The 26,736-nt window shown below is 70.8% G+C and carries 25 protein-coding genes; 16 read left to right on the forward strand and 9 right to left on the reverse strand.

Annotation, left to right across the window (positions count from 1 at the left end):
* Positions 1–58: 58 nt before the first annotated feature.
* The 5 genes from BM290_RS26680 to BM290_RS26700 form a co-directional block, all read right to left on the reverse strand.
* On the reverse strand, positions 59–769 hold the full coding sequence (locus tag BM290_RS26680) for an ABC transporter permease (protein WP_093618642.1): 711 nt from the start codon (positions 767–769) through the stop codon (positions 59–61).
* Complete coding sequence (locus tag BM290_RS26685) at positions 769–1,719, reverse strand: ABC transporter ATP-binding protein (RefSeq protein ID WP_093618643.1); 951 nt, start codon at positions 1,717–1,719, stop codon at positions 769–771. Before BM290_RS26685 ends, BM290_RS26680 begins: the two co-directional genes overlap by 1 nt.
* Complete coding sequence (locus tag BM290_RS26690) at positions 1,716–2,573, reverse strand: ABC transporter permease (protein ID WP_093618644.1); 858 nt, start codon at positions 2,571–2,573, stop codon at positions 1,716–1,718. The genes BM290_RS26685 and BM290_RS26690 overlap by 4 nt, the downstream gene beginning before the upstream one ends.
* Positions 2,566–3,480 (reverse strand): ABC transporter ATP-binding protein, encoded by a 915-nt coding sequence (locus BM290_RS26695; RefSeq protein ID WP_093618645.1) that lies wholly within the window; start codon positions 3,478–3,480, stop codon positions 2,566–2,568. The genes BM290_RS26690 and BM290_RS26695 overlap by 8 nt, the downstream gene beginning before the upstream one ends.
* Before the next feature lie 79 nt (positions 3,481–3,559).
* Entirely contained in the window at positions 3,560–4,594 is a 1,035-nt protein-coding gene (locus BM290_RS26700; protein ID WP_143133980.1) for a glycosyl hydrolase, read from the reverse strand.
* 232 nt (positions 4,595–4,826) lie between these two features.
* Here BM290_RS26700 and cysC point away from each other — a divergent pair, with 232 nt between their 5' ends.
* From cysC to BM290_RS26740, 8 genes are all read left to right on the forward strand, one after another.
* Entirely contained in the window at positions 4,827–6,347 is a 1,521-nt protein-coding gene (cysC, locus tag BM290_RS26705) for an adenylyl-sulfate kinase (RefSeq protein ID WP_093618647.1), read from the forward strand.
* Between the two features lie 91 nt (positions 6,348–6,438).
* On the forward strand, positions 6,439–8,151 hold the full coding sequence (locus tag BM290_RS26710) for a Wzz/FepE/Etk N-terminal domain-containing protein (protein ID WP_093618648.1): 1,713 nt from the start codon (positions 6,439–6,441) through the stop codon (positions 8,149–8,151).
* Positions 8,148–9,509: a hypothetical protein gene (locus BM290_RS26715; protein ID WP_093618649.1), complete on the forward strand. Its 1,362-nt coding sequence runs from the start codon at positions 8,148–8,150 to the stop codon at positions 9,507–9,509. The genes BM290_RS26710 and BM290_RS26715 overlap by 4 nt, the downstream gene beginning before the upstream one ends.
* Positions 9,510–10,739: a phosphotransferase gene (locus BM290_RS26720; RefSeq protein ID WP_093618650.1), complete on the forward strand. Its 1,230-nt coding sequence runs from the start codon at positions 9,510–9,512 to the stop codon at positions 10,737–10,739.
* 2 nt (positions 10,740–10,741) lie between these two features.
* The gene (locus BM290_RS26725; RefSeq protein WP_093618651.1) at positions 10,742–11,620 is read left to right on the forward strand and encodes a sulfotransferase domain-containing protein; all 879 of its coding nucleotides are present in this window, start codon (positions 10,742–10,744) and stop codon (positions 11,618–11,620) included.
* Positions 11,617–13,119, forward strand: coding sequence for a lipopolysaccharide biosynthesis protein (locus tag BM290_RS26730; protein WP_239143714.1), 1,503 nt, complete (start codon positions 11,617–11,619; stop codon positions 13,117–13,119). Before BM290_RS26725 ends, BM290_RS26730 begins: the two co-directional genes overlap by 4 nt.
* On the forward strand, positions 13,116–13,850 hold the full coding sequence (locus BM290_RS26735) for a class I SAM-dependent methyltransferase (protein ID WP_093618652.1): 735 nt from the start codon (positions 13,116–13,118) through the stop codon (positions 13,848–13,850). The genes BM290_RS26730 and BM290_RS26735 overlap by 4 nt, the downstream gene beginning before the upstream one ends.
* The gene (locus BM290_RS26740) at positions 13,843–14,829 is read left to right on the forward strand and encodes a glycoside hydrolase family 26 protein (protein WP_093618653.1); all 987 of its coding nucleotides are present in this window, start codon (positions 13,843–13,845) and stop codon (positions 14,827–14,829) included. The genes BM290_RS26735 and BM290_RS26740 overlap by 8 nt, the downstream gene beginning before the upstream one ends.
* Here BM290_RS26740 and BM290_RS26745 read toward each other — a convergent pair.
* Positions 14,819–15,193, reverse strand: coding sequence for a VOC family protein (locus BM290_RS26745; protein WP_093618654.1), 375 nt, complete (start codon positions 15,191–15,193; stop codon positions 14,819–14,821). The two genes, BM290_RS26740 and BM290_RS26745, sit on opposite strands and share 11 nt — an antisense overlap.
* A gap of 111 nt (positions 15,194–15,304) precedes the next feature.
* Between BM290_RS26745 and BM290_RS26750 the strand changes: the two genes are divergently transcribed.
* Both BM290_RS26750 and BM290_RS26755 read left to right on the forward strand, forming a co-directional pair.
* The gene (locus BM290_RS26750; RefSeq protein WP_093618913.1) at positions 15,305–15,919 is read left to right on the forward strand and encodes a DUF4262 domain-containing protein; all 615 of its coding nucleotides are present in this window, start codon (positions 15,305–15,307) and stop codon (positions 15,917–15,919) included.
* The gene (locus tag BM290_RS26755) at positions 15,909–16,181 is read left to right on the forward strand and encodes a hypothetical protein (RefSeq protein ID WP_143133981.1); all 273 of its coding nucleotides are present in this window, start codon (positions 15,909–15,911) and stop codon (positions 16,179–16,181) included. Before BM290_RS26750 ends, BM290_RS26755 begins: the two co-directional genes overlap by 11 nt.
* A 276-nt stretch (positions 16,182–16,457) precedes the next feature.
* Here BM290_RS26755 and BM290_RS26760 read toward each other — a convergent pair whose 3' ends face one another.
* Positions 16,458–17,402, reverse strand: a complete 945-nt coding sequence (locus BM290_RS26760; protein ID WP_093618656.1) for a WecB/TagA/CpsF family glycosyltransferase — start codon at positions 17,400–17,402, stop codon at positions 16,458–16,460.
* Positions 17,403–17,464: 62 nt separating this feature from the next.
* Between BM290_RS26760 and BM290_RS26765 the strand changes: the two genes are divergently transcribed.
* The 4 genes from BM290_RS26765 (at position 17,465) to galT (ending at position 21,240) form a co-directional block, all read left to right on the forward strand.
* Positions 17,465–18,397, forward strand: coding sequence for a sulfotransferase (locus tag BM290_RS26765; protein WP_093618657.1), 933 nt, complete (start codon positions 17,465–17,467; stop codon positions 18,395–18,397).
* On the forward strand, positions 18,397–19,311 hold the full coding sequence (locus tag BM290_RS26770) for a glycosyltransferase family 2 protein (RefSeq protein WP_093618658.1): 915 nt from the start codon (positions 18,397–18,399) through the stop codon (positions 19,309–19,311). Before BM290_RS26765 ends, BM290_RS26770 begins: the two co-directional genes overlap by 1 nt.
* 70 nt (positions 19,312–19,381) lie before the next feature.
* Entirely contained in the window at positions 19,382–20,158 is a 777-nt protein-coding gene (locus BM290_RS26775) for a DeoR/GlpR family DNA-binding transcription regulator (protein WP_093618659.1), read from the forward strand.
* On the forward strand, positions 20,155–21,240 hold the full coding sequence (gene galT / locus BM290_RS26780; RefSeq protein ID WP_093618660.1) for a galactose-1-phosphate uridylyltransferase: 1,086 nt from the start codon (positions 20,155–20,157) through the stop codon (positions 21,238–21,240). Before BM290_RS26775 ends, galT begins: the two co-directional genes overlap by 4 nt.
* Before the next feature lie 66 nt (positions 21,241–21,306).
* Here the strand turns inward: galT and adhE are convergent, their stop codons facing one another.
* Together adhE and BM290_RS26790 are read right to left on the reverse strand one after the other, a co-directional pair.
* Positions 21,307–23,904: a bifunctional acetaldehyde-CoA/alcohol dehydrogenase gene (adhE, locus tag BM290_RS26785; RefSeq protein ID WP_275413303.1), complete on the reverse strand. Its 2,598-nt coding sequence runs from the start codon at positions 23,902–23,904 to the stop codon at positions 21,307–21,309.
* Positions 23,905–24,054: 150 nt separating this feature from the next.
* On the reverse strand, positions 24,055–25,272 hold the full coding sequence (locus BM290_RS26790) for an NADP-dependent isocitrate dehydrogenase (protein ID WP_093618662.1): 1,218 nt from the start codon (positions 25,270–25,272) through the stop codon (positions 24,055–24,057).
* 209 nt (positions 25,273–25,481) lie between these two features.
* Between BM290_RS26790 and BM290_RS26795 the strand changes: the two genes are divergently transcribed.
* Together BM290_RS26795 and BM290_RS26800 are read left to right on the forward strand one after the other, a co-directional pair.
* Positions 25,482–26,009 (forward strand): hypothetical protein, encoded by a 528-nt coding sequence (locus BM290_RS26795; RefSeq protein ID WP_093618663.1) that lies wholly within the window; start codon positions 25,482–25,484, stop codon positions 26,007–26,009.
* Positions 26,006–26,596, forward strand: coding sequence for a hypothetical protein (locus BM290_RS26800; RefSeq protein WP_093618664.1), 591 nt, complete (start codon positions 26,006–26,008; stop codon positions 26,594–26,596). Before BM290_RS26795 ends, BM290_RS26800 begins: the two co-directional genes overlap by 4 nt.
* The last annotated feature ends 140 nt before the right edge of the window (positions 26,597–26,736 follow it).

Raw genomic sequence — 26,736 nt, forward strand, 5'->3', positions numbered from 1 at the left:
TGGCGACGACAGAGGCCCGCGACGCGGTACGGCGTCGCGGGCCTCTGTCGTTCTCGGGTCAGCTGGTCTCGCCGGCCACGCTGAACGAGGACAGGCGGTTGATGGCGGCCAGGGTGCCGGCGACGATGAAGATCGCGCTCATCACGACGGCCGTGGTCAGGCCGATCGTGGACTGCAGGATCTCGGTCGGGGCGATCTTGTCGGCGATGGTGATCACGTACTGGCCGATGGCCAGGTTCTTCGTGCCGCTCACGAAGTTTCCGAGCAGGCCCTCCCAGACCAGGATGTAGACCAGGCCGACCAGCACCGGGCGGCGGCTGAGCAGGCTGAACAGCAGGAACAGCGCGGAGTAGGCGAACGCTCCGACGACCGCGGCGACGGCCAGGGCGCCGCCCAGCTTGATCGATCCGGCCAGCGCGCCGGTGACGAACAGCGGCACGGCCGACACCACGGCGGTCACCGAGGCGGCCACCGCGTACTTCGCCAGGATGATCTCGTAGCGGGGCAGCGGCTTGGTGAGGATGTGCACGATAGTGCCGTCGTCGACCTCGGAGCCGAGGACGCCGGTGCCGACGATCAGGGCCACCACCGGCAGCACCACGACCAGGCCCAGGCCGACGATGACCGCCTGGCCCCACATGTCGGGCGACACGCCGTACGCCCGGCAGATCAGGGCCAACCCGATCAGCAGCACCGGCAGGGGCAGGAGCAGCAGGGCTCGGCGACGGCCGAAGAGGCCGCGGGCGGTGATGAAAGCGACCGTGGACATCAGCCCTCCAGCAGGTAGGAGAAGACGCTCTCCAGGGACTCGTCGGACGGCACCACCTGGCGCAGCCGGATGCCCTGGTCGAGTGCGATACGGGGCAGCGCGCGGGTGAAGCTGCCGTAGTCGGAGGCCCGCACGGCGAGGCCGTTGGGCTCGATCTCGATGCCGGCGACCGACTTCTCGGCGATCAGCGCGACGGCCAGCCGGCGGTCGTCGGAGCTGCGCACGGCGAAGACGTGCGGCCGGTTGGTCATCAGGCGGCGGATCTTGCGGTAGTCGCCGGAGGCGGCCAGACGCCCGGCCACGATCACCTGGACCAGGCCGGCGACCTGCTCGACCTCCTCCAGGATGTGCGAGCTGAACAGGATGGTGTGCCCGTTGTCGCCGAGGCGGTGCAGCAGCTCCATCATGTGCATCCGCTGGCGCGGGTCCATGCCGTTGAACGGCTCGTCGAGCAGCAGCACCCGCGGCTCGTGGACCAGGGCGGCGGCGACCCGGGTGCGCTGGCGCATGCCCTTGGAGAAGGTCTCGATGCGGCGCTCGGCGGCGGCGGTCATCTCGACGAGCTCCAGCGCGCGCTGGGCGGCGCCGGCCGGGTCGGGCAGTTTCTGCATCTTGGCGCAGGCGGTCACGAACTGGCGGGCGGTGAGGAAGCCGTGCACCGACTCGCGCTCGGTGACCAGGCCGAGGTCACGGTAGACCGCCGGGTTGCGCCAGGTGGGCTTGCCGTCGATGGTGACGGTGCCCCGGGAGGGCGACAGGAAGCCGGCCATCATGTGCAGGACGGTGGTCTTGCCGGCGCCGTTCGGCCCGAGCAGGCCGGTCACGCCGGGGTGCAGCGACATGGTGATGTCGTTGACGGCGACCACGTTGCCGTACCACCGGGAGACGGTGGACAGCTCGACCACGCCGGTGGTGGTGGGCGTCTGCGCCGGGAGGGTCTGGGTGGTCACAGCGAGGCCACCTTCCGGTAGCGGGCCAGCAGGATGAGGAGGCAGACGGCGATCAGGCAGACCGCCTCGATGCCGTAGATCGGGCCGAACCGGCCGAGCTCGAGGTCGAACCGGCCGCCCATCCACTGCCCGACCCCGGCCAGCAGGGTCATCGGGCTGGACAGGAAGGCCAGCTGGTTGGCGGTGGTGGAGGGCAGCGAGCTGAGCACCCCGACGATCGGGGTGGTCACCAGGAAGACCGCCACGATGCCGCCGGCCGCGAACGCCTGCTTGCCGGTGAAGGAGGCGACCAGCAGGCCGATGGCGGCGAACATGAGCGCCCAGAGCAGGCTGTAACCCCAGCCGGGCAGCAGGTCGCCGAGCTCGTTGAACACGCCCTTGACGCCGTCCTTGGTAGTGAACGCGGCGCCGAGGAACATGATGAACTGCGGCACGCCGAGCAGCAGCCAGATCGCGCTGACCATGGCGGCGAACTTCGCCGAGACGTAGTCGGCGGCCCGCAGCGGCCGGCTGAAGTACAGCGGCAGGGTGCCGGCCCGCAGATCACGGCTGACCAGCTGGGGCGCCACGATCGCGGTGAAGAAGATGATCAGGAAGCTCATCTGGCCGGCGAACTCGAGATAGCTCAGCACCGACTCGCCGGTGAGGGAGCGGATCGCGGCCACGATCACCGCGACCAGCAGCATGATGCCGAAGACCAGCCAGGGGAAGATCTTCGCCTTGGCGGAACGGCCCAGACCGTACGCCGCGCGCAGCCCGTGCACATAGAGCGCCTGCTGCATCGCGAACCGGCCCAGTCGCGGGCCGTCGTAACGCTGGTATCCGATGTCATGGATGACGCCGGCCTCAGACATCGGCCGTCTCCTTCTTGGTGAAGAGCTCGGCGACGCGGTGCCGACGCTGGTCCAGGCGGTGCAGGTTGAGGTCGAGATCGGTGACGGCGTGCAGGATCCGGTCGTACGCCTCGTCGGACTCCAGCGGCACGAGCAGCAGCCGGCCCTCGCGGGTGACCGCCAGCCCGCGCTCGGTGAGGGCGGCGGCCAGCTCGTCCGTGCCGTCCGCGACCTCGACGGCCAGGATGTCGGAGGCCTCGGTCATCGAGGAGATCCGGTCAGCGCGCAGCAGGCGGCCCCCCTCGATCGCGATGAGCGAGTCACAGATCCGCTCGACCTCGCCGAGCAGGTGCGAGCAGACCACCACGGAGATGCCGAACTCGTTGCCGATCCGGTGGACCAGATTGAGCATGGCGTCGCGGCCGGCCGGGTCGAGGCCGTTCGTCGGCTCGTCGAGCAGCAGCAGGTCGGGGTCGTGCACGAGCGCCTGGGCCAGCTTGACCCGCTGCTTCATGCCGGTCGAGTAGCCGCCGATCTGCCGGTAGCGTTCCTCGTAGAGGCCGACGTGGCGCAGCGCCTCGGAGGCGCGCTCCCGGGCCGCGGTCTTCGGCAGCCCGCTCATCCGGGCCAGGTGGGTGACGAACTCGGCGGCCGAGACGTCCGGCGGCAGGCAGTCGTTCTCCGGCATGTAGCCGACCCGCGCGCGGACCCGGTCGGTCTGGGTGACCGGGTCGAGATCGAAGACCCGGAGGCTGCCGCTGGACGGCGGCAGCAACCCGAGCATGATCTTGATGAAGGTGCTCTTGCCGGCGCCGTTGGCGCCGACCAGTCCGATGACGCCGGCATCGACGGCGACGGTCAGGTCCGCGAGGGCGGTCACCCCGCCGCCGTACGTCTTGGTCAGCCCGTCCGTAACGATGATGGTCACGGGCTCAGCCTAGAAAGTGGGCGCACGGATTCCGATCGGGAAATCCCCTGAGGGGGACTCAGGGTTTCTCAGCTTGCTCTCAGCTTAGAGACACCTGGAAGACCGGGAGCCGGCCGAGACGACGGTACTCGCGCAGCGCGTCGGGAGTGCTGTCCACCGACGAGTCCTGGCCCTTGTGGTTGGCCGGCGTCTCGAAGTGCACCATCGCCTTGATCTTCGGGAAGCGGCTGATCTGCTCGCCGACCTCACGATAGAACTCGGCCATGTGGTCCGGGTTGCGCTCGGAGAACCACACGCCCCACTCGGCGACCATGAGCGGCTTGCCGGGGTGCCGGCGGGTCACCCAGTTGTAGAAGCCGGGCCAGTTGGGTTTGCTCGCCGACCGGCGGTTGAGCAGCTCGTCGAAGTCGCCGTGGCCGTAGCCGGGATCGCTGTAGGAATAGGTGTCGAAGCCGATCCAGTCGACCACGTCGTTGCCCGGATACATGTTCTGGAACCAGCTCTTGGTGGTGTGCGGCACGTACGCCATGTGGACCAGAACGGTCACCACGTTGTACGCGCGATTGGCCCGCAGCCGCTTCACCACGTGCCGGAACATCGCCGCGTAGTCGCGTGCCGTGTAGCCGGAGCCGGGCTCCTCGCGTACCTGGTCCTCGGCCTCGTGATGGATCGCGAAGAAGAACCGTTCCTGATAGTTCTCCCGGATGTGGGTGGCGAGCCGGTCCAGGAACTCGTCGGTGGCCCGGTCACCCTGGGCGATCTGGGCCCAGGTGGCGCTCTCCGGCTTCCAGTTGAGCAGCAGGATGCGCTTGCGGCCGGGCTCGCGGGAGATGGCGATCTCCTGCTCGGTGGGGAACACCTGCCGGATGCCGCGGTGGTACGCGTGGAAGATTGCCTGGTGGCGGCCGGTCTTGCGCTCGAACTCGGCGAGCGCCTGCACACCACGGTTCTCGGTACGCGCTCCGGGCGCCACGCCCCACAGGATGCCGCAGGTGGGAACCAGCATCGCGCCGGTACGGCAGGTGGGCGGCGCCGGCTCCCCCGGGTAGCTCGCGAGCACCCGCCCGGCCGCGGCGGGGACGGGCGTGGGGACGGCGTACAGCGTTGCGGTCATCGACAGGGATAAGGCTGTGGTCAGCGCAACGAGGTGCAGGGTCTTTCTCACAAGGGCCGAGTATCAAAGGATCACGACGCAATGTCCAGTAACATCAGGATTTAAACCTAAAAGGTGTTTTAGCAGCTTTCATCCGTACCGGGGAAAGATCGGGATTGGACTGAGATCCCGACTCGACCGGGTCGACGCCGCCTGGGAAACTGTCCCCCAAACAGCTTCAGGGGGATACGAAGTGAATGGTTCGGTACTACCCGAGGACGTTCTCCGGGACGCGCCCTCCTTCACCCCGCGCCCCTATGAGCTGGCCGACCTCGAGCTTCTGCTCTCCGGGGCCTACGCTCCGCTGAGCGGGTTCCTGGGGCGCTCCGACCTGGACGCGCTCGGGCGCACCGGCCGGCTCGCCGACGGCACCCCATGGCCGGTCCCGGTGACCTGCGAGATCCCCGGGGAGGTGGCGTCCGCGCTGGACCCGGCCGACCCGGGCCGCCGCACGCTGGTGCTGACCGACATGGAGGGCGCGCCGGTCGCCGCGATCGAGGTCACCGACGTCTGGCAGACCGGGGAGAACAGGTTCGGCATCGGCGGGCCGGTGCGGCGGATGGGCGACGGCGGGCACGGCCCGTTCCAGCGGCTGCGGCGCACCCCGGAGGAGGTCCGGGCCCTGATCCCGCCGGGCCGGGTGCTGGGCGTGATCGCCGACCGGCCACTGCACCGGCCGCAACTGGCGCAGATCGCGCACGCCGCCCGTACCCTTGCGGCTCATCTCTTGATCTTGATCCCGGTGAGCGGGCCGGGCCCGGACGGACTGCCGCCGGAAGCGCTGGTCCGCTCGATCTTCGCGGCCCGCGACCGGATGCCTCCGGCGACGGTGGTCGCGGTGCCGGTGCTGACCCGCGGCGACGAGATGCGCGACGCGCTGCTGCGGGCCCGGGTGGCGGCCGCCTACGGGGTGAGCCACGTGCTGTCCACCGGCGACACCCTGTCCGGCGCGGGCCTGCGCGTGCTGGTGCCGCGTGAGCTGGCCTACGACAACCGGGACGGGCAGTGGCGCTGGCGCGACGACATCCCGCCGCGCAACCGCCGCCTCGCGATGACCCCCGCCGAGATCGACGACCTGCTGGACCGGGGTTTCCCGCTGCCGGAGTGGCACACCCCACCGGCGGTGGCCCGGGAGCTGTCCCGGGTGCGCCCGCCGCGCCGGCACCGCGGCCTGGTGGTCTTCTTCACCGGCCTGTCCGGCTCGGGCAAGTCGACGATCGCCCGCAACCTGGCCGACGCCATGCGGGAGAACGGGGATCGCACCATCACCCTGCTCGACGGTGACGTGGTGCGCCGCGAGCTGACCGCCGGCCTGGGCTTCAGCAAGGCCGACCGGGACCGTAACGTGCGGCGGATCGGCTGGGTCGCGGCCGAGGTGGGCCGGCACCGGGGCATGGCGGTGGCCTGCCCGATCGCGCCTTACGAGGCGGCCCGCGCGGCGGCCCGGCGGATGGCGGTCGAGGCCGGCGCCGGGTTCGTGCTGGTGCACGTGGCCACGCCGCTGGAGGTGTGCGAGAGCCGCGACCGCAAGGGGCTCTACGCGCGGGCGCGGGCCGGGCAGCTGCGCGGGATGACCGGCATCGACGACCCCTACGAGGAGCCGGTCGACGCCGAGCTGACCATCGACACCACCACGATGACCGTTCCGGAAGCGGTCGAGATGGTCCTCGGATACCTGGTGGAGAACGGTTGGGTGGAGCCCAAACTGGGCTGAGCCCATCACTTGCGGCGGGAGTGCGACGTTAGCCCTTCGGGGCGAAACGCCCAAATCGACACTCTCTTCCCGGAAGGGCCGCCGAAGACTGATGGAATCGTCTCGCCCCTCGTCCGATCTCTCGCACTACCTCGGTGCGTTCCGCCGCCACTGGTGGATCGCCCTGGTGGCCACGGGTGCCGGCCTCGGTGGCGGCGCGGTTCTGACACAGGCCGTGCCGAAGGTGTACGAGTCGTCCGCCTCGGTGCTCGTCGAGTCGGTCAGCCAGGACACCAACGCGGAGGGCGGCCGGACCAAGGGCACCGTCAACCTGGACACCGAGGCCCAGCTGGTCGGCTCCGGGGCGGTCGCGGTCAAGGCGGCCACGCTGCTGCGCAGCTCCGTGTCGCCGATCGAGCTGGCCAAGTCGGTGTCGGTGCAGGTGCCGGCGAACACCACGGTTCTGGTGATCACCTTCAAGGCGGACGATCCGCGGGCGGCGCAGGCCGGATCCCACGCGTTCGCCGAGGCGTACCTGCGCAACCGTGAGGAGACCGCCCGCGCCCAGCTGGACAAGCGCATCCGCTCGCTGAACCTCAAGGTCCGGCAGCTGACCACGATGCTCGCCGGGATCAACGCCAAACTCGCGACGGCCGCCAAGGGCAGCTCGTCCGAGGGCAACCTGCAGAGCCTGCGCAACAACTCGCAGAACCAGCTGAACTCGCTGACCGGGCGGCTCAACGAGCTGACCACCACGATGGTCGGCGGCGGCAGCATCATCAGCGACTCGCGCCTGCCGGAGGAGCCGACGAGCCCCAACGCGTGGCTCAACATCGGCACCGGCGGCATGCTCGGGCTCCTGCTCGGGCTGGGTCTGGCCTACCTGCGGGAACGGTTCGACCGGCGGCTGGTCACGCCGAACGACGTCCGCGACCGGGGGCGGGTTCCGGTGCTGGCGGCCCTGGACGAGCGCAGCACACCGCACTTCGACGACGTGGTCCAGCCGTACGGGCCGGGCGGCCGGGTCTTCAACCGCCTGCGCAACGAGGTGCTCGCGTCGCTGTCCGACGGCGATCAGGTCATCGTGGTCACCGGGACCAACCGGGGCTCGGCCAGCACGCTCGTCGCGGCGAACCTGGCGGCGGCGCTGGCCCGGACCGGAAGCGACGTGGTCCTGATCGGCGCGCACCTGCCGGACAGCGTGGTCGACGCCGCGCCGCTGGCCCGCATGTTCGGGGTCTCGGCCACGCCCGGCCTCTCCGACCTGCTGGCCGGCCGGGTCGGCCTGGCCGGCGCCCTGCAGCGCACGCCGCGGATCCCCTCGCTGCGGCTGATCACCACCGGGGGCGCGGCCACCGCGGCCGGGCTGATGCAGTCCCAGCGGCTCAAGGACACCCTGCAGACGCTGCGCGGGCAGAGCGGGTACGTGGTGATCGAGGCGCCGTCGACGAGCAGCAGCGCCGACGCGCAGAGCCTGGCCAGCCTGGCCGACGCGGCGATCCTCGCGGTCGAGCTGCGCCGCTCGAAGCGGCCGGCCCTGGTGGACGCCACCGAGCAGCTGCGCCGGGTCGGCACGAAGCTGCTCGGCACGGTGGTCATGCCGCGGCTGCCCGCCATGCAGCCGGGCGACCTGACGGCGCCCGCGGTGACGCTGCCGGTGCCGGACGAGATGCCGGACGAGACGATCGACGAGGACGTGCCGGACGGTCCGACCCAGCAACTGTCCTACGCCGGTCGGCAAAGGCCGGGCGGCGAGGAGGACGACGAGTCCGTCACGGCCGGTGAGCTGGCCGGCACGGGCGCCGCGGAGGGCGACGACACGTGACGGCGGTCGCGGCGGCAGCGCACGCCGGGCCCGCTCCGCGTACCACCAAGAACCGCTCGCTGCCGTCCTGGCCGGTGGCCGGCACCCTGCTGCTCTACCCGCTGTGGTGGGCGCTCGGCCTGGGTGTGCTGATCTTCCCGATGACCGCGGCGGTGATGCTGTTCCTGCTGGTGCGCCGGCGTGCGGCGGGCCGCACGCTGCGGCTGCCGCCCGGCTTCGCCTGGTGGGCGGTCTTCCTGATCGCGGTGGTGGCGAGCATCGCCGCGCTGGGCGCGGATCCGGCCGGCACGGTTCCGGAACGCGCGACGGAGCGGCTCCTCGCGGTCGTCTACAAGCTGGCGATGTACGTGTCCCTGACCGTTCTGCTGGTCTACGCCGGCAACCTGACCGAGGCCGAGCTGTCCCGTCGCCGGCTGGTGCGCCTGCTCGCCGGGATGTTCGTGCTGACCGTGGCGGGTGGGCTGCTCGGCATGGTGGCCGGGACCTTCGAGTTCACGTCGCCGGTGGAGTGGCTGCTGCCGGCTGGGGTGCGCAGCAAGGGGTTCGTCCGGTCGCTGGTGCACCCGTACGCCGCACAGATCATGGACCTGGTCGGTGGGGAGAAGCCGCGTCCCGCCGCGCCGTGGGGCTACACGAACACCTGGGGCAACAACTTCTGCCTGCTCGCGCCGTGGCTCGTGGTGGCCGCCTGGTGGACGCGCGGCGCCGGGCGGAAGCTGCTGGCCGTGCTCTGCCTGGCCGTCTCGGTGATCCCGGCGGTCGCGTCGCTGAACCGTGGACTGTGGATCGGCGTCGGCCTGCTCGTCGTCTACGTGGCGTTCCGGCACCTGCTGGCCGGCCGGCTGTGGATCCTGGCGGCCCTGCCGCTGGCGGCGGCCGCGCTGACCCTGGCGATGGTCGCCACCCCGCTCGGCGCCACCGTGGAGGCCCGGCTGGACAACGGGAAGTCCAACGGGGTCCGCTCGTTCCTCATCGACAAGGCGCTCGACGGGTTCACCGGATCGCCGGTGATCGGATACGGCGGCACCCGCAACACCCTCGGCGGGCGCAACTCGATCACGGTGGGCGAGAGCGCCGGCTGCGAGCACTGCGGCAACTTCACCGTCGGCGGCAACGGGCAGCTCTGGCAGCTGATCTACGCACACGGCGCGGTCGGCACGATCGGCTATCTCGGCTTCTTCGCGTACGGCCTGTGGCGCTTCCGCCGCGACCGGAGCCCGATCGGGATCGCCGGGAGCGCCGCGCTGGTCACCTCGTTCTCCGCGATGCTCTGGTACAACTCGCTGGTCACCCCTCTGGCCTTCATGGTTCTGGCATATGCGCTGCTCTGGCGCAATTCCGACGGAGGGGAACGATAATTGAGCCCGGTCAAAACGGCGCCCGCGGAGCTGACCGCCGGGGACGCGGCTCTCCGGACGCAGTACCTCGCCGAGGTGCTCGGCCTGCTCTATCCGGAGCCGTGCCGGACGGACGGGACGCCCGGCCCGCTCGTCGCCGAGTATCTGGTGGTCCCGAACCGGAACCGGCCACGCCTGCTGGTCCCGACGCTCTCCCCCACGGTCGCCGCGGCCGCCGTCCGCCGCTACGCGGAGCCGCAGTCGCGGATGGCCCGGCTCAAACGTGACGCCGTGGTCGCGGCCGTGCACACCCGGGCCAGCGGCCTGTTCTTCCGCGACCGGATCCGGGTCACCGGACCGGTGTCGGCCGGCATCGACGGGTACCTGAGTGACGCGCTGCGCCGCGATCTGGCGGTGAGCCTGCACATCGGCCCGGCGCGGGCCAACCGCAAGCCCGTGCTGCAACTGCTCAGCCCGGACGGCGTCACCTTCGCCTTCGGCAAGCTGGGCACCGGGCCGCTGACCCGCGCCCTGGTCAAGGCGGAGACGGCGGCGCTCACCGCGCTCGCCGGCAGCGGGCTGAGCAAACTGACCGTGCCACGGGTGCTGCACGCCGGGACGTGGCGGGGCATGCAGGTGCTGGTCCAGTCGGCGCTGCCGGTCTGGCAGCCGCGGGCTCCGCTGACCGCCCGGCGCCTGACCGCCGCGATGGTCGACATCGCCGGCTGCTGCGGGATCACCACCGGGCCGCTGACCGGCAGCGGGTACTGGCACGAGCTGCGCGGACGGCTGGCCGCGGTCGCGGACCGGCCGGAGGGCGCCGGGCTGGCCGCCGCCGTCGACGTGCTGGCCGCGCACAGCGGCGAGACCACGCTGCGGTACGGCGCGTGGCACGGTGACTGGGCCCCGTGGAACATGGCGAACCTCGCCGACACGCTGCTCGTCTGGGACTGGGAACGGTTCGCCACCGGGGTGCCGCTCGGCTTCGACGCCGTCCACCACGAGCTGCAGCGGCGCATCCAGTCCACCGGCGACGCCCGGGCCGCCGTCGAGGGCTGCGTACGACGGGCCGACGAGCTGCTCGCCCCGTTCGGGGTGGCGCCGGTGGCCCGGGAGATCACCGCCCTGCTCTACCTGATCGACCTGGCCGTCCGTTACCTGACCGACAAGCAGGCCGAGGCGGGCGCCCGGCTCGGCGTGCTCGGGACCTGGCTGTTGCCGGTGCTGATCCGGCGCGTGGAGGAGCTGTAACCATGCATGTTCGCAACCTTCCGGCGCCGGTGAAACGGGTCGTGCACCTCGGCTCCCGGTCCTACGGGCGGCTCACCGCCGAGCGGCGGATGCTGCCCTCCTTCCTGATCTGCGGCGGGCAGCGCTGCGGGACCACGTCGCTCTACCGGGCGCTGGCCGCGCACCCGGTGGTGCTCAAGGCGGTGCTGCACAAGGGCGTGCACTACTTCGACACGTCCTACCGGCGGGGGCCGGAGTGGTACCGCGGGCACTTCCCGACCCTGCGCAGCGCGGAACGGGTGGCCGAGAAGTACGGGGTGCGCGCGCAGACCTTCGAGTCCAGCCCGTACTACATGTACCACCCGCAGGCGGCCGCCCGGATCGCGAGCGACCTGCCGTACGCCAAGCTGGTGGTCCTGGTCCGCGACCCGGTGGAGCGTGCCTACTCCCAGCACCATCACGAGGTGGCCCGCGGTTACGAGTCCGAGACGGACTTCGGGGCGGCGCTCACCCTGGAGCCGGCCCGCGTGCACCGGGAGGAGAGCCGCCTCGCCCTCGACCCGGCCTACTACAGCTTCGCCCACCAGCATCACGCCTACCGGGCCCGCGGCGAGTACGCCCGCTACCTGAGCGTGATGGCACAACACGTCGGGCGGGAGCGGCTGCACGTGGTGGAGAGCGAGCGGTTCTTCAGCGAGCCGGCCGAGGTCTACGACGAGGTGTGCCGTTTCCTCGGGCTGCCGTCCGGTCTGGAGCACCCGCGGTTCGAACAGCACAACGCCCGCCCGCGCCAGTCCGACATGGATCCGGGGCTGCGCCGTGACCTGCGCGACTACTACCGGCCGCACGACGAGGCGCTGGCCGGCTGGCTGGGGCACACCCCGGTCTGGCGCCGCGCGTGACGACCACCGCCACCCATCCGGAGCCGGCCGGGACGGCCCGGGGCGCGGCCCGGGGCGGACTGGCCAACATGGCCGGCTCCGCGCTGGCCGGCGGCGCCGGGGTGGCGGTCACCTGGATCGTGGCGCGGGTCCTCGGCCCCGAGGAGGCCGGCGCCCTCTTCGCCGCCACCGCTGCGTTCGTGCTGGCCGGCGGGCTGGCGAAGCTCGGCACACACACCGGGCTGGTCTACTGGCCGGCCCGGCTGCGCGCCACCGGACGGGATCATCTGCTCGGCGCGTGCCTGCGGGCCGGTCTGCCGCCGGTCGTGGTGTTCTCGGTGCTCCTGGCGGCGGCGATGTGGGTGGCCGCGCCGTGGATCGCCCGCCTCACCGCCGGCCAGACCCCGCACGTGATCGCCGAGCACACCGCCGGCCTGCGGGTCCTGGCCGTCTTCGTCCCGCTCCAGGCGCTCACCGACGTGCTGCTCACCGTGACACGTGGCTACCGCAGCATGCGGCCGACCGTGCTGCTGGACCGGATCCTGCGCAGCGCGCTGCAACTGCTCGCCGTAGGGGCGGCCGGTGTGGCGGCGATGGGGGCGGCCGCGTCGCTGCCGGTCTTCGCGTTCGCCTGGGCCGTGCCCTATCTGCCGGTCGTGATCCTCGCTGGATTCGCGGCGCGTACGGCGTACCGCAAAGGGTTGGTCCGCGCCGAGATCACCCGGACCGAACGACGGCGGCTGCGCCGGGATTTCTGGATCTTCACCGCTCCGCGGGCGGTGGCCGCGGTCGCGCAGCTGGCCCTGCAACGGGTGGACGTGCTGCTCGTAGCGGCCCTGGGCGGGCTGGCGCCGGCCGCTGTCTACGCGGTGGCCGGACGTTTCGTGGTGCTGATCCAGTTCGCCAATCAGGGGCTGTCGCAGTCGGTGCAGCCGCGGCTCGCCGAGGCGCTGAGCACCGGTGACCGCGCGGCCGCCAAGCGGCTCTACCAGATCGCGACCGGCTGGCTGGTGCTCGTGACCTGGCCGATCTGCCTGCTGGTGATCGCGTTCGCGCCCCGCTATCTGCGGCTGTTCGGCGAGGGGTACGCGGCCGGCGTGCCGGTGGTGCTGGTGCTGGCCGCCACGATGCTGGTGGCGACCGGCTGCGGCATGGTCGACATGGTGCTCGCGATGGCCGGCCGCACCTCGGCGAACCTCGCCAACGTGCTGATCGCGCTGGCCGTCACGGTCGGTCTCGACGTGCTGCTGATCCCCTGCTGGGGCGCGATCGGCGCGGCGGCCGGCCTGGCCGGGGCCATGCTGGTCAACAACCTGCTGCCGCTCGCGCAGGTCTACCGCGGCACCCGGCTGCACCCCTTCGGGGCCGGCACCCTCGGCGCGGCCGCGCTGGCGATCGGGTGCTTCGGCTTCGTCGTTCTCGTCCCGGCGGCTGTGGTGGCCGCCGTCCCGGCCTATGCCGCGGGAGCGTGGCTGCTCCGCGGCCCGTTGATGCTCGGCGCATTCAGGAGGAAGAGTTGACCAGCGACTACACCGAGGTGTTCCAGGACACCGAGGCGGTCGAGAAGTACGAGACCGTGACGTATGCCCCGGACAGCTACGCGTCGCGGATCAACGAACGGCAGCGTGAGTACCTGCGGGCGCTGGTGCGCCGCGAGTTCGTCGAGCACCCGCCGGTGCAGCACGACTTCGCCTGCGGCACCGGGCGGGCGATCCGCGCGCTGCACGGCCTGGTCCGGGAGGCGCACGGGTACGACACGTCGGCCGAGATGATGACGAAGGCGGCCGAGGTGGGGTCACGCGCCTACTGGCACCGGGTGGCCGGCGACGGTCCCGTGCCGCAGCCGGTGGCGGCCGGCTTCCCGGCGATCGTCACGATCTTCCGGCTGCTGCTCAACGTGCACGAGGGCGTCCGGGACCGCGCCCTCGCCTTCGCCGCCAAGGTGCTGCCGCATCGTGGATCCGGGCTGCTCGTGGTGGAGAACCACGGCAACGCCGGATCGGTACGGCACCTGCGGGCCCGCCGGCACGACGGGGAACGCTGGTTCGCCGAGCTGTCACACGCCCAGGTGGAGCAGTTGCTGGAGCGGCACGGGTTCGAGATCGTGGAGCGGCGCGGATTCTCCATGCTCACCCCGTCGCTGCACGACAACCGGATGGCACGGCTCGCGGACTCGGCGGCACGGTGGCTGCCGGGCAGCGACGGGTATGCGGTGAACGTCCTCTACACGGCCCGGCGGATCCATGGGTAAGCGGCTGCTGTCCGTCCTCGTCGTCCTGTTGCTGAGCGGGTGCGGCAGCGAGGAGCCGCCGCCCCCGCCGCCCTCCCCCGATCTGTCCGCCCCGCCGCGCGCCGTGGCCGTCAATCCCGGACCGTTCGAGGCCGGGCCGTTCGAGCCGCCGTCGAAGGGCGCCTACTTCGGGGCGTGGATCAAGCCGGACGAGCTGACCCATGTGGGGCGGCTCACAGCGGTCGGCGAGCTGGAACGGTCGATGGGCCGGCGGCTCGACTTCATCAACACGTACCGGCGGTTCGACCAGATGATGGGCACCCCCTCGGACCAGGCGTTCCTGGCCGACGGCGACTCGCTCATGATCAGCTGGGCGACCGGGGACAACCGGTCCATCCTGGCCGGTGAGCACGACGACCTGATCCGCAAGCAGGCCACCGCGATCCGGAAGATCCGCAAGCCGGTGCTGCTGCGGATGCGCTGGGAGATGGACCGGCCCAATCTCCAGGCCACCATGTGGTCCGGTGAGGACTTCATCGCGGCCTGGCGGTACGTCCGCAAGATGTTCCGCGAGGAGCGGGCCGACAACGTGTCCTGGGTGTGGTGCCCGACCGCGGAGGGTTTCATCCGCGGCGACGCGCCGGCCTTCTACCCCGGCGACGACCAGGTCGACTGGACCTGCGTCGACGTCTACGCCGGCTTCGACTTCCAGCCGATCGGGACGCTGATGGGGCCCTTCCTCGACTGGGCCGCCCAGCGGCCGAAACCGATCGTGATCGGCGAGTTCGGCGTGGCGAAGGCGTGGGGCTCGGAGTCGCGGGCCGCCTGGCTCAAGGACGCCGAGCGGACCTTCAAGGCGAACCGGCAGATCAAGGCCGTCGCCTACTTCGAGTCGGATCCCGAGGGCAACGGGCCCAACCAGCAGTTCCAGCTCACCGGGGACGAGCGGGCCTTCCGGGCCTTTCAGCGGCTGGTGCAGGACCCGTACTTCAATCCCTGATTTTCTCCAGGAACTCGAGCCGGTTGCCGTGGGCGTCGGCCGAGTAGAGTCGCCGGTGGCCCGGGAAGTGGGGGTCCCACTCGACCGGGTGACCGGCGGCCTCCAGCGTCGCGGCCAGCGCGTCCAGCCCGCTGATCAGCACGCCCGGATGCGCCTTGCGGGCCGGCGCGAAATCCGGCACCGGTGACAGGTGCACCTCCCAGCCACCCCCGCGGAACCAGCAGCCACCCCGCGCGGCCAGCACCGGCGGCTTGACGATCTCGGCCATGCCGAGGACACCGCTGTAGAAGCCTCGGGCTGCGCCCTCACCGTCGGGCGGGATCAGCAGTTGCACATGATGCAGGTCGTCGATGCGAAAGCCCATGAACAGACCTTAACAGTACGAGCGTACGGTTAACCAGCTCCGAAAAATGTCGTACGTGTGTTCCATAGTGGGGCTCAGTCAGCCAGGCCGAGCCCAACGGGGGTGTCCGCGGTGTCCTACCTCGACGACTTCTTCGACGAGCAGAGCGAGATCATCGAAAAGTTCGGCTGGGCCGTCGTGCATGTCGTGCCCACCGAGGACGACCCTCCCGACACGGTGCCGTTCGCGTATACCGTGGGCCTCACCGGTTACGGGTTTCCCGAGCTCACCATCGCCGGCCTGCCACCCGAGACCGGTCACGTGCTGCTCAACGAGGTGGCCGGGCGGGTCTGCGACGAGGGGCTGCTGCTGCGCCACGGGCACCGCCTGCGCGGCCTCCTCGACGGGCAGGCGGTCCGGGTCGTGGCCGGGCGGATCACGGAGACTCTGTTCCCGGGCGCGGCGCTGATGCGTTACGGCGACGACCGGGTGCGGCTGCTGCAGCTCGCGTGGCCCGATCCGGCCGGCAGCTTCCCCTGGCAGAGCGGCTACGACGCTCTCGACTACCCGCAGCCGACGATCGGCGTCCCACCCGCCCGGGTGGGTCGCTGCGGCACGTTCCGCGGCATTCCCGGCGCTCACGAGCGGCGGGCCCAGCGCCATCGGGCGGCCCGGTCCGGCCGCTCCCGTTCGCGATTCACCCCGCCGCCGTCACCCGGCGGCGAAGGAAGCAACCGTGAGGACTGACATGACCATCCCGGCCCTTCTGTTCACCACCGCCCCCGTCGCCGACGGCCGCGCCACCGCCCCCGCCCCCGTCGCGGACGGCCGCGCCACCGGCCCCGGCCCGGCCCGATCGCCGCTTCCCGCGGCCCGCTTCCACTCCCCCGTCGCCGAGGCCGCGGCGCCACCACCGAGCCTGGTGCGTGCGCCGCTGCCGGTGCTGCGGTTCCTCGCCCACCCGCATCCCACCGACCGCGACGCGCCCTCCCCGGCAGCGCTGCCATGAGGCGCGCCCTCCCGGCAGCGCGGCCATGACGCGCGCCCGTCCCGGCAGCGCGATCATGAGGCGCCCTCCCGGCAGCACGGCCATGACGCGCGCCCTTCCCGGCAGCGCGATCATGAAGGGTCCTTGCCGCAGCGCGGTCATCACGCGCCCTTGCCACAGCGCGGCCATGACGCGCCCTTTGCCACAGCGCGGCCATGACGCGCCCTTTGCCACAGCGCGGCCATGACGCGCCCTTTGCCACAGCGCGGCCATGACGCGCCCTTTGCCGCAGCGCGGTCATGAGGGTGCCGAGAGGCGTCTGAGCGAGGGCTCGCGGTCCTCCGCCGGCGCTGCGGCGGGCGACGACCGCAGACCCGAGTGTGAGAGGCCCCGGGCCAGGAGCCGGAGAGCGTAGGGGGCGTCGTGGCGGAGGTATCGGCCGGCCAGGCGACGAGGCTCGACGCCGAGGCGGTGTGCCCACTCCAGGCCGGTGCGCTGCATCCAGCGGGGAGCGCGCCCGACGTCGCCCGCGACGAAGTTGACAGCGGCGCCGCAGCCGACGAACCAGGTTCCCGGCAGCTCGGGCCGGAGCCGTTCGATGACGACCTCCTGCTTGGGGAAGCCGAGGCCGACGAAGACCAGGTCGGGCCGGGCGGCGACGATCGTGGCGCAGAAACCGGCGTAGGCGGCCTCGTCCTCCTCGAACCCGTAATCCGGGCTGAGGGTGCCGGCGATCCGCAGGCCGGGGAACGTCTCCGCGAGCCGGGCACCGGCGCGGGCCGCGCCATCCGGTCCGGCGTTGCGGGCGGTCCTCGTCGCGACGACGCTCGCCAGAGTGCCCCCCGCGCCATCCGGTCCGGCGCCGCGGGCGGCCTTCGAAGCGACGAGGCTCGCCGGGGTGCCGCCGACGACGAAGACGGAGCGGGCATCGCGGCCGAGGCCCTCGGAGAGGGACCAGATCAGGCTGCTGCCGGCGACGCGTTCCGGCAGCGGCACGCCGCCGAGGCGGCTCGCCCAGACGAGCGGCATGCCGTCGGCGACGATCAGGTCGGCGTCGTCGAGGTGGCGGCGGACGGCCGGGTCGGCGGCGGCGCGGCGCAGGATGTCGACGTTCGGGGTGATGATCCGGCCGCCTCGCCCGTGTGCGAGCGCCTCCCGGACCACGGCGACGACCTCGTCCTCGGTGATGCGGTCGATGCCCGTGCCGTCGAGCTGCACACGCTCGAAAGCCTCGATAGTCACCTGACGCCTCCTTTTTGCTGCTTCACTCGTTACCAGAGCGAAACGAGCAAAGGCGGGCCAAAGTGGCACAAGTGCTGTTTCTGGGCGGATTCGGACGAAGCGGGACAACACTCGTTGAACGCCTGCTCGGTGAGCTGCCCGGGATATGCGCCCTCGGTGAGGTCGTGCACCTCTGGCAACGTGACGTCCGGGACGACGAGCGCTGCGGCTGCGGCCACCGGTTCTCCGGCTGCGACTTCTGGAGACGCGTCGGCGAGCTGGCCTTCAACGGCTGGTCGAATGTGGACGTCGACCGGGTGCACGCCCTCCGCGACGCGGTCGAGCGGACCCGGCACATCCCGCGCCTGGCCTCGGCCACCACCGCCTCCGACGAGGTGCGCGAGTACGCCTCCTACTACGCCCGGGTCTACCACGCGGCCGCCGAGGCCGCCGGCGCGAGCGTGGTGATCGACTCGTCCAAGCACTCGGCGCTGGCTCACGTGCTGCGCTGGGCGGCCGACGTCGACCTGAAGGTGGTGCACGTGGTCCGGGACGCCCGCGGGGTGGCCTACTCGTGGACCAAGACGGTGGCCCGGCCGGAGACCGACGGCGTGGACCAGATGACCCGCTACTCCCCGGGACGCTCGGCGCTGCTGTGGAACGCGCACAATGCCGCGTTCGGCCTGCTGGCCCGGCGTGGCGTGCCGGTGCGCCGGATCCGCTACGAGGAGTTCCTCGCCGACCCGCGGGCCGGCCTGATCCGGCTGGCCGACTTCGCCGGCGCCCCGGTGCGTCCGGAGGACCTGGACTTCCTGCGCAAGGGGCACGCGGATCTGCGGGCCGGGCACAGCGCGGCGGGCAATCCGATGCGGTTCACCGTGGGCCGGTTGCCGTTGCGCCGGGACGACGCCTGGGTGTCGGCGCTGCCCCGCGCGCAGCGACGGCTGGTGGGGGCGGTCTGCGGGCCACTGCTGCGGGCGTACGGCTACCCGATCTCCATCGCTTCGGAGGCGTGATGAACTGGCCGTCGGTAGGGGTCGTGATCCCCACCCGGAACCGTCCCGAGCTGGTGCGCCGCTCGATCGCCGCGGTCCGCGCCCAGCGCTATCCGGGCGAGCTGAAGATCGTGGTGGTGTACGACCAGACCGAGCCGGACTACCTGCTGGCGTCGACGGACGGCGTACCGGTGCTGGTGCTGACGAACTGGCGCACCCCGGGCCTGGCCGGCGCGCGCAACACCGGCCTGCTGGCGCTGGACACCGAGCTGATGGCGTTCTGCGACGACGACGACCAGTGGCTGCCCGACAAGTTGCGCCGTCAGGTGGCGGCGCTGCTGGCCGAGGCGGAGGCCGAGTTCGCCACGTGTGCGATCGAGGTGGAGTACGAGGGCCGGTGCACGGCGCGGCTGGCCGAGCAGGCCCGGGTGACGGTCGGCGACCTGGCCCGGTCGCGGATGGCGATGCTGCACTCGTCGTCGTTCCTGATCCGGCGGGAGGCGCTGGATCCGGAGCGGATCGGGCTGGTCGCCGAGGACGCGCCGGGCAGCCAGAACGAGGATTGGGATCTTCTGCTCAGGGCGGCCCGCCGCGCGCCGATCGTTCATCTGGACGAGCCGCTGGTCCGGGTGCTGTGGGGCCGGACCTCGCACTACGCGTACGAGTACGCCACTAAGATCTCGTCGCTGCGCTGGATGATGCAGCGGCATCCGGAGATCAGCGGCTGTCGTACCGGAGCGGCCCGGGTCTACGGTCAGCTGGCGTGCTGGTCGGCGGCGTCCGGCAACCGGAGCGCCGCCTGGCGGTACACCCGGGAGGCGGTGCGAGCGAATTGGCGGGAACCTCGTGCGGCGATCGCCTTGGCGGCGATGACCGGAGCGGTCAAGGTGGAGAACGTCGTTTCAGCGCTGCACAAGCGTGGCCGGGGTATCTGAACTCACCCTTTCGCACGCACCCGATCACGCGGTACTGTTCGAGTGTGTTCGAAATAGTGCGGTCCAACTGATGTTGGCGCAGCAGAGACAGGCGGCGATCCTCGATCGGGTGCGCGCTGCCGGGGGCGTCCGGGTCACCGAGCTGGCCACCGAGTTCAGCGTGTCCGACATGACGATCCGGCGCGACCTCGAGGCGCTCGCCGAGCGTGGGCTGCTGGCGAAGGTACATGGCGGCGCGACCACCGTCAGTCCCGGTTCCGCGCACGAGCCCGGCTTCACCGCGAAATCGGTGCGTGAGCGCGGGGAGAAGGCGGCGATCGCCCAGCGGGCCGCGGCCCTCGTCTCGCCCGGTGACGCGATCGCGCTGTCGGCCGGCACCACGACCGCGGAGCTGGCCCAGCGCCTGGTCGACGTCCCTGCGCTGACCGTGGTGACGAATTCGATCCCGGTCGCCGACGTGTTCTACCGGGCCGGCCGGCCGGACCAGACCGTGGTGCTGACCGGCGGTACCCGTACCCCCTCGGATGCCCTCGTCGGTCCGGTGGCGGTCGCCGCCGTCGGCACGCTGCACCTGGACATGCTCTTCCTCGGGGTGCACGGGATGAGCGAGCGCGCCGGCTACACGACACCCAACCTGATGGAGGCGGATGTCAACCGGGCGCTGGTGGAGGCGGCCGAGCGCCTGGTCGTGCTCGCCGACCACACCAAGTGGGGCACCGTGGGCATCTCCTCGATCGTGCCGCTGTCCCGCGCGCACGTCCTGATCACCGACGACGGGCTGGACGACGACGCCCGCGCCCTGCTGTCGGAAACCGTCCCTGAACTCGTGGTGGTGAACCCCCAGTGACCCCGACCCGCTCGAGCGTCCGTCTCTCCGACGGCCGTGAGCTGATCTACTTCGACGAATCCCCCGGCAGCAGCCGTTCGTCGTTTGCCGACACCCGCCAGTTGCCGCCGCCTCCGCCGGCGTCGCAGTTGCGCTACGACCCGCTGACCGACGAGTGGATCGCGGTCGCCGCGCACCGCAACACGCGGACCTTCCTGCCGCCGTCGGACGCGTGCCCGCTGTGCCCGACGAACGAGCGGTTCGCCAGCGAGATCCCGGCGCCCGACTACGACGTGGTGGTTTTTGAGAACCAGTTCCCGTCGTTCTCCGACCGGATCGTCCCGGACGAGATCACCCAGGTCACCGATCTGGTGCCGGTGCGTCCCGGGCACGGCCGGTGCGAGGTCGTCTGCTTCACCAGCGATCACAACAGCGCCTTCGGCTCGCTGCCGGCGTCGCGGGTGCGTACCGTCGTGGACGCTCTCGCCGACCGGACCGCCGAGCTGTCCGCCCTGCCGGAAGTGGCGCAGGTGTTCCCGTTCGAGAACCGGGGCGTCGAGATCGGTGTGACACTGCACCACCCGCACGGGCAGATCTACGCCTACCCGACGGTGACGCCGAAGACCGCCGCCTACCTCCGGGCCGCTGCGCGGCATTTCGAGAAGACCGGGCGCAATCTGTACGCCGACGTTCTCGCCGCCGAGCAGGACGCGAAGGTACGGGTGATCGCGTCCAACGAGCACTGGACGGCCTACGTGCCGGCCGCCGCGCGCTGGCCGTTCGAGGTGCACCTGGCCCCGCACCGGCAGCTGCCGGACCTGCCCGCGCTCAGCGACGCCGAGCGCGACGCGTTCGGCCCGCTCTACCTCGACGTGCTGCGCCGGTTCGACGGCCTGTTCGGCAAGCCGATGCCGTACATCTCGGCGTGGCACCAGGCGGTCACCGGCGAGGGCCGTGACCTGGGCTATCTTCACCTGCAGCTGTTCAGCATCCGGCGCGCCGCGGACAAGCTGAAGTTCCTGGCCGGGTCGGAGTCGGCGATGGGCGCCTTCGTCAACGACATCGTCCCGGAGGCCGCGGCTCAGCGGCTGCGCGACATCTGACACGACGATGGGGAGGCCCGGGACAAGGCCTCCCCATCCATGTCAACGACTCATGTCACCTCGGGGTCACTCCCCGTAGTAGGCGTTCCGCATGATCCGCTTCATGTCCTCCAGCATCGGCATCCGCGGGTTGGCCGGCGCGCACTGGTCGAGGTAGGCGTTCATCGCCTGCTGCGGCAGCGCGGCCAGGAACTCCTGCTCGTCCACCCCGGCGCCCTTGAACGACGGCGGGATCCCGACGGCGTCCCGCAACTTCTCGACGGCCCGGGCGTACGACTCCACGCCCTGCTCGGGAGTCTCGGCGGGGAGGCCGAGGTGCCGGGCGATCTCCTGGAAGCGCTCCGGGGCGATGTAGCGCTCGTACTTCGGCCAGCTGTTGAGCTTCGCCGGCACGCTGCCGTTGTGCCGGATCACGTGCGGCAGCAGGATCGCGTTGGTCCGGCCGTGCGCCACGTGGAAACTGGCGCCCAGCGTGTGGGCCATGGCGTGCACGATGCCGAGGAAGGCGTTGCCGAACGACATGCCGGCGATGGTCCCGGCGTTGTGCATCTTCTCCCGGGCCAGCGGGTCGTCCCCGCCCTGCTTCACGGCACGCTCCAGGTTCTGGAAGATCAGCTTGATCGCGTGCAGCGCCAGGCCGTCGGTGAAGTCGCTGGCGTAGACCGACACGTACGCCTCGGTGGCGTGGGTCAGCGCGTCGAAGCCGCTGTCCGCGGTGACGACCGGCGGCAGGTCCTTGGTGAGGTGCGGGTCGATGATCGCCACGCTCGGGGTGAGCGCGTAGTCGGCCAGCGGGTACTTCTGCCCGGTGGCGGTGTCGGTGATCACCGCGAACGGGGTGACCTCGGCGCCGGTGCCGGAGGTGGTCGGCACGCAGACCAGCTTGGCCAGGTTGCCCAGGGTCGGGAACTTGAAGGCCCGCTTGCGGACGTCGAAGAACTTCTCCTTCATGTCCGCGAAGTCGACGTCCGGGTGCTCGTAGAGCAGCCACATCACCTTCGCCGCGTCCATCGGCGAGCCGCCGCCGAGCGCGATGATGGTGTCCGGGCGGAAGGACCGCATCAAGGCGGCGCCGGTACGGACGGTCTCGATGCTGGGCTCCGGCTCGACCCCGTCGATGATCTGGATGGTCACCGGCTCCGGGCGCTCCCGCAGCACGTTGCTGATCCGGTCCACGTACCCGAGCTTGGTCATGGTGTGGTCGGTGACGATGGTGACCCGGCTGACCTCGGGCATGTCCCGGAAGTAACGGATGGCGTGCGGCTCGAAGTACATCTTCGCCGGCACCTTGAACCACTGCATGTTGTTCGTCCTACGGCCGATGCGCTTGATGTTGAGCAGGTTGAGGGCGGAGACGTTGTCGGAGACCGAGGTGTGGCCGTAACTGCCGCAACCGAGGGTCAGCGACGGGCGGAAACCGTTGTAGATGTCACCGATGCCACCCTGTGAGGCGGGCGCGTTCCAGATGATCCGGACCGCCTTCATCCGCTGCCCGAACCGCTCGGCCAGACCGGCCTCCTTGGCGTGCACCACAGCGCTGTGACCGAGCCCGTGGAACTCGACCATCTGCTCGGCGTACCGGATGCCCTGCTCCTCGTCCTCGGCCTTGAGCAGCGCCAGCACGGGGCACAGCTTCTCCCGGCTCAGCGGCTCGGCCGGGCCGACCTCGCTGATCTCGGCGAGCAGGATCGAGGTGTCCTCGGGGACGCTGAAGCCGGCTTGCTCGGCGATCCACACCGGCGACTGGCCGACGACGGCGGCGTTCAGCTTCTCCCCCACGCAGTCCTTGCCTTCGCCGTCCGGCGGGAAGATGAAGTCCTGGAGGAGCTTCTTCTCCTTCGCGGTGACGACGTAGGCGTGCAGCCGCTTGAACTCCTTGATCGCCTGTCCGGCGATCTTCTTGTCCAGGATGACGGCCTGCTCGGAGGCGCAGATCATGCCGTTGTCGAAGGTCTTCGACAGCACGATGTCGTGGGCGGCGCGGACCACGTCGGCGGACGGGTGCACGTAGGCCGGCACGTTGCCGGCGCCGACCCCGAGGGCCGGCTTGCCGGTCGAGTAGGCGGCCCGGACCATCGCGTTGCCGCCGGTGGCCAGGATCGTCGCGACGCCCGGGTGGTTCATCAGGGCGGAGGTGGCCTGGATCGACGGCTGTTCGACCCACTGGATGCAGTTCTCCGGGGCGCCCGCCGCGATCGCCGCGTCGCGGACCACCCGGGCGGCCTCGGCGCTGCACGTCTGGGCGTTCGGGTGGAAGGCGAAGACGATCGGGTTACGGGTCTTCAGCGCCAGCAACGCCTTGAAGATCGTGGTCGAGGTCGGGTTGGTGACCGGGGTGACCGCGCAGACCACACCGACCGGGTCGGCGATCTCGGTGATGCCGTTGATGTCGTCACGGTGGATGATGCCGACCGTCTTCATCCCGGCCATGCTGTTCGTGACGTGCTCGCAGGCGAAGATGTTCTTGACGGCCTTGTCCTCGAAGACACCCCGGCCGGTCTCGTCGACCGCCAGCCGGGCCAGCTCACCGTGTTTGTCCAGGGCCGCCACCGAGGCCTTGCCGACGATGTAGTCGACCTGCTCCTGGGTGAAGTCCGCGTAGGCGGTAAGCGCCTTCTGCGCGTTCCCGACCAGGTCGTCGATCACGACCGCAAGCTCGTTCATCTCACTCCCCTTCGTCACCTCCATCTTCGGCAACGCGCCGTCATCGGCACGCTGCGTAAAGGCATGATCCGGAGGGACCAAGGTCCCGAAGCGGGCGGAAAGCACGAAGCCCGCCGGCACGGGCCGGCGGGCTTCAGAAGAGATACGAGATCAGGCGCCGAGCTTGCGAGCCAGGTTCTCGTCGAGAGCGTTCATGAACTCGTCGGTCGACAGCCACGGGGCGTCCCGGCCGATGAGCAGCGCGAGGTCCTTGGTCATCTGGCCGCCCTCGACGGTCTCGATGCAGACCTTCTCCAGCGTCTCGGCGAAGGTGGTCACCTCGGGGGTGCCGTCCAGCTTGCCACGGTGCTTGAGGCCACCGGTCCAGGCGAAGATCGAGGCGATCGGGTTGGTGCTGGTCTTCTCGCCCTTCTGCCACTGCCGGTAGTGCCGGGTGACGGTGCCGTGGGCGGCCTCGGCCTCGACGGTCTGGCCGTCCGGGGTCATCAGCACCGAGGTCATCAGGCCGAGCGAGCCGAAGCCCTGGGCCACGGTGTCGGACTGCACGTCACCGTCGTAGTTCTTGCAGGCCCAGACGTAGCCGCCCTCCCACTTGAGCGCGGCGGCGACCATGTCGTCGATCAGCCGGTGCTCGTAGGTGATGCCGGCCGCCTTGAACTGGTCCGCGAACTCGGTCTCGAAGATCTCCGCGAACAGGTCCTTGAAACGCCCGTCGTAGGCCTTCAGGATCGTGTTCTTCGTGGAGAGGTAGACCGGGTAGTTGCGGGCCAGGCCGTAGCGGAACGAGGCGCGCGCGAAGTCACGGATCGACTCGTCGTAGTTGTACATCGCCAGGCCGACGCCACCGGCCGGGAAGTCGGCCACGACCAGCTCGATCGGCTCGGAGCCGTCCTCCGGCGTGAAGCTGACGGTGAACTTGCCCGCCTTCGGCGCGACGAAGTCGGTCGCCTTGTACTGGTCGCCGTGGGCGTGACGGCCGATGATGATCGGCTTGGTCCAGCCCGGAACCAGCCGGGGCACGTTCTTCATGATGATCGGCTCACGGAAGACCACGCCGCCGAGGATGTTACGGATCGTGCCGTTCGGCGAACGCCACATCTTCTTCAGGCCGAACTCCTCGACCCGCGCCTCGTCGGGCGTGATGGTGGCGCACTTGACGCCCACACCGTGCCGCTTGATGGCGTTGGCCGAGTCGATCGTCACCTGGTCGTCGGTCTCGTCCCGGTACTGGATCGACAGGTCGTAGTACTCGAGGTTCACGTCGAGATACGGCAGGATCAGCTGCTCACGGATCTGCTTCCAGATGATCCGGGTCATCTCGTCGCCGTCGATCTCCACGACCGGGTTCTTGACCTTGATTTTCGCCATCGGCCGGCGCTCCTCTCCCGAAACACATGCTTAGCAGTACGAGCGTACTGCCCGCCCCTCGAAGATCGCCGGGCGGCCTCGTCCTGTCCGACCCCCTCTACCTTCCCAGGAGATTCGTCACGGCGGTACGCGACTGGACGATCTACGCGAAACGACAGCCCGGAACCGCCGTCGCCGTGTCGCTCGTCACGCCCCATTAGCATCGTGCGATGATCTCCGATGCCTGGTGGGAGCGGAACCGCACCTGGGCGCCGTACCCGCTGACCGCGCTGATGATCGGGTTGTTCTTCACCGGCCGGTGGGCGGTCATGGCGTACGTCGAACTGTTCCGCCTGCTCAGCGGCGGCGCCACGACCGTCATGGCGATCGCCGGGTGGATGCTGTACATCGTTCCGTTCACCCTGCTGTGGACGGTCATCCTGACATCCGGGCGGGCGAAGAACTGCCTCGCGTTCCTGCTGCTCCTCGTCCCCATCACGCTCAGCGTGTACCCCGGCGGCACCAACTACTGGCTCGGCGAAGCGGTCAGCGGCCCGGGCGGCAACGCGTTCGTGGTCGGCATGCGCAACGGACTGCTGGGCGGGGTCGTCACCTCGTTCACGGTGCCGTTCGTGCTCGCCAGCGAGCGGCTCCGCGACCACTTCGGCGTACGGACCCTGGGCTGGATGCTGGCCGCGCCGATCGGCACGTTCCTCATCGCGACCCTGGCCGCCGCGATCACCCTGGCAGCGTCGTGAGCCGGCCCGCCCGCCGTCAACAGCGGCGCCGTCGCCGTCGCGTCGCCCTCGCCCCGCCACCACCACCCGCCCCGCCGCCACCCGGGCCGTCGCTCGGGCGGATCGCGCTCGGCGCCCTCGTCTGGCTGGCCGGCAGCGTCACGTACTTCCTGCTCTTCGCCGTCCGGGAGACCACCGCACGGGGCTTCGTCGACGGGGCGCGATGGCTCACCGGCGGACACCCGCGGGCCATGGCGATCGCCGGGTGGCTGGCAGTCTTCGCCGTCTTCGGGCTGATCTGGGTGCTCCTGCTGATCCGCCGGCGCGTACCCCGAGGGTGGCTCTTCGCGCTCGGCGCGGTGATCGTCGCTCTGTCCCCGACGATGGTGGCGCTCTTCCCGATGCAGGGCTTCCCGATCGTCCACCTGATCAGCGGGGCCGGCGGCAGCGGCTTCGTCACCGGCATGCGCTGGGGCGCCGCGGCGGCGGTCATTCCGTTCCTGGTGGTGCCGTTCGCGCTGGTCAAGGAGGCGCCACGGGGCCCGACCACCGCGGGTGTGGTGCTCTTCGTGGTGGCCACTCTGATCGGCGCGCCGCTGACCGCCTGACGGCCTTCTCCGCCAGCCGGCCGCTCGATGCGGCCCCGCGCCGCCCGGTGCTGCCCCACGCCGCCCGGTGCTGCCCCGCGCCGGTCGCTGACAGCATTGAAGGCCGGGGCCCCTCGGGCGCCGGCCTTCAATCAGCGTGA

This window comes from Actinoplanes philippinensis (assembly GCF_900113015.1).
Taxonomy (GTDB): Bacteria; Actinomycetota; Actinomycetes; order Mycobacteriales; family Micromonosporaceae; genus Actinoplanes; species Actinoplanes philippinensis.

Excerpts from the sequence above, each read along its gene's own strand:
- BM290_RS26790 (WP_093618662.1), bottom strand. The coding sequence starts at position 25,272 with ATGGCGAAAATCAAGGTCAAGAACCCGGTCGTGGAGATCGACGGCGAC.
- BM290_RS26710 (WP_093618648.1), top strand. The coding sequence starts at position 6,439 with ATGGAATCGTCTCGCCCCTCGTCCGATCTCTCGCACTACCTCGGTGCG.
- BM290_RS26795 (WP_093618663.1), top strand. The coding sequence starts at position 25,482 with ATGATCTCCGATGCCTGGTGGGAGCGGAACCGCACCTGGGCGCCGTAC.
- BM290_RS26690 (WP_093618644.1), bottom strand. The coding sequence starts at position 2,573 with ATGTCTGAGGCCGGCGTCATCCATGACATCGGATACCAGCGTTACGAC.
- BM290_RS26745 (WP_093618654.1), bottom strand. The coding sequence starts at position 15,193 with ATGGGCTTTCGCATCGACGACCTGCATCATGTGCAACTGCTGATCCCG.
- adhE (WP_275413303.1), bottom strand. The coding sequence starts at position 23,904 with ATGAACGAGCTTGCGGTCGTGATCGACGACCTGGTCGGGAACGCGCAG.
- BM290_RS26770 (WP_093618658.1), top strand. The coding sequence starts at position 18,397 with ATGAACTGGCCGTCGGTAGGGGTCGTGATCCCCACCCGGAACCGTCCC.
- BM290_RS26725 (WP_093618651.1), top strand. The coding sequence starts at position 10,742 with ATGCATGTTCGCAACCTTCCGGCGCCGGTGAAACGGGTCGTGCACCTC.
- BM290_RS26680 (WP_093618642.1), bottom strand. The coding sequence starts at position 769 with ATGTCCACGGTCGCTTTCATCACCGCCCGCGGCCTCTTCGGCCGTCGC.
- BM290_RS26775 (WP_093618659.1), top strand. The coding sequence starts at position 19,382 with ATGTTGGCGCAGCAGAGACAGGCGGCGATCCTCGATCGGGTGCGCGCT.
- BM290_RS26740 (WP_093618653.1), top strand. The coding sequence starts at position 13,843 with ATGGGTAAGCGGCTGCTGTCCGTCCTCGTCGTCCTGTTGCTGAGCGGG.
- BM290_RS26700 (WP_143133980.1), bottom strand. The coding sequence starts at position 4,594 with ATGACCGCAACGCTGTACGCCGTCCCCACGCCCGTCCCCGCCGCGGCC.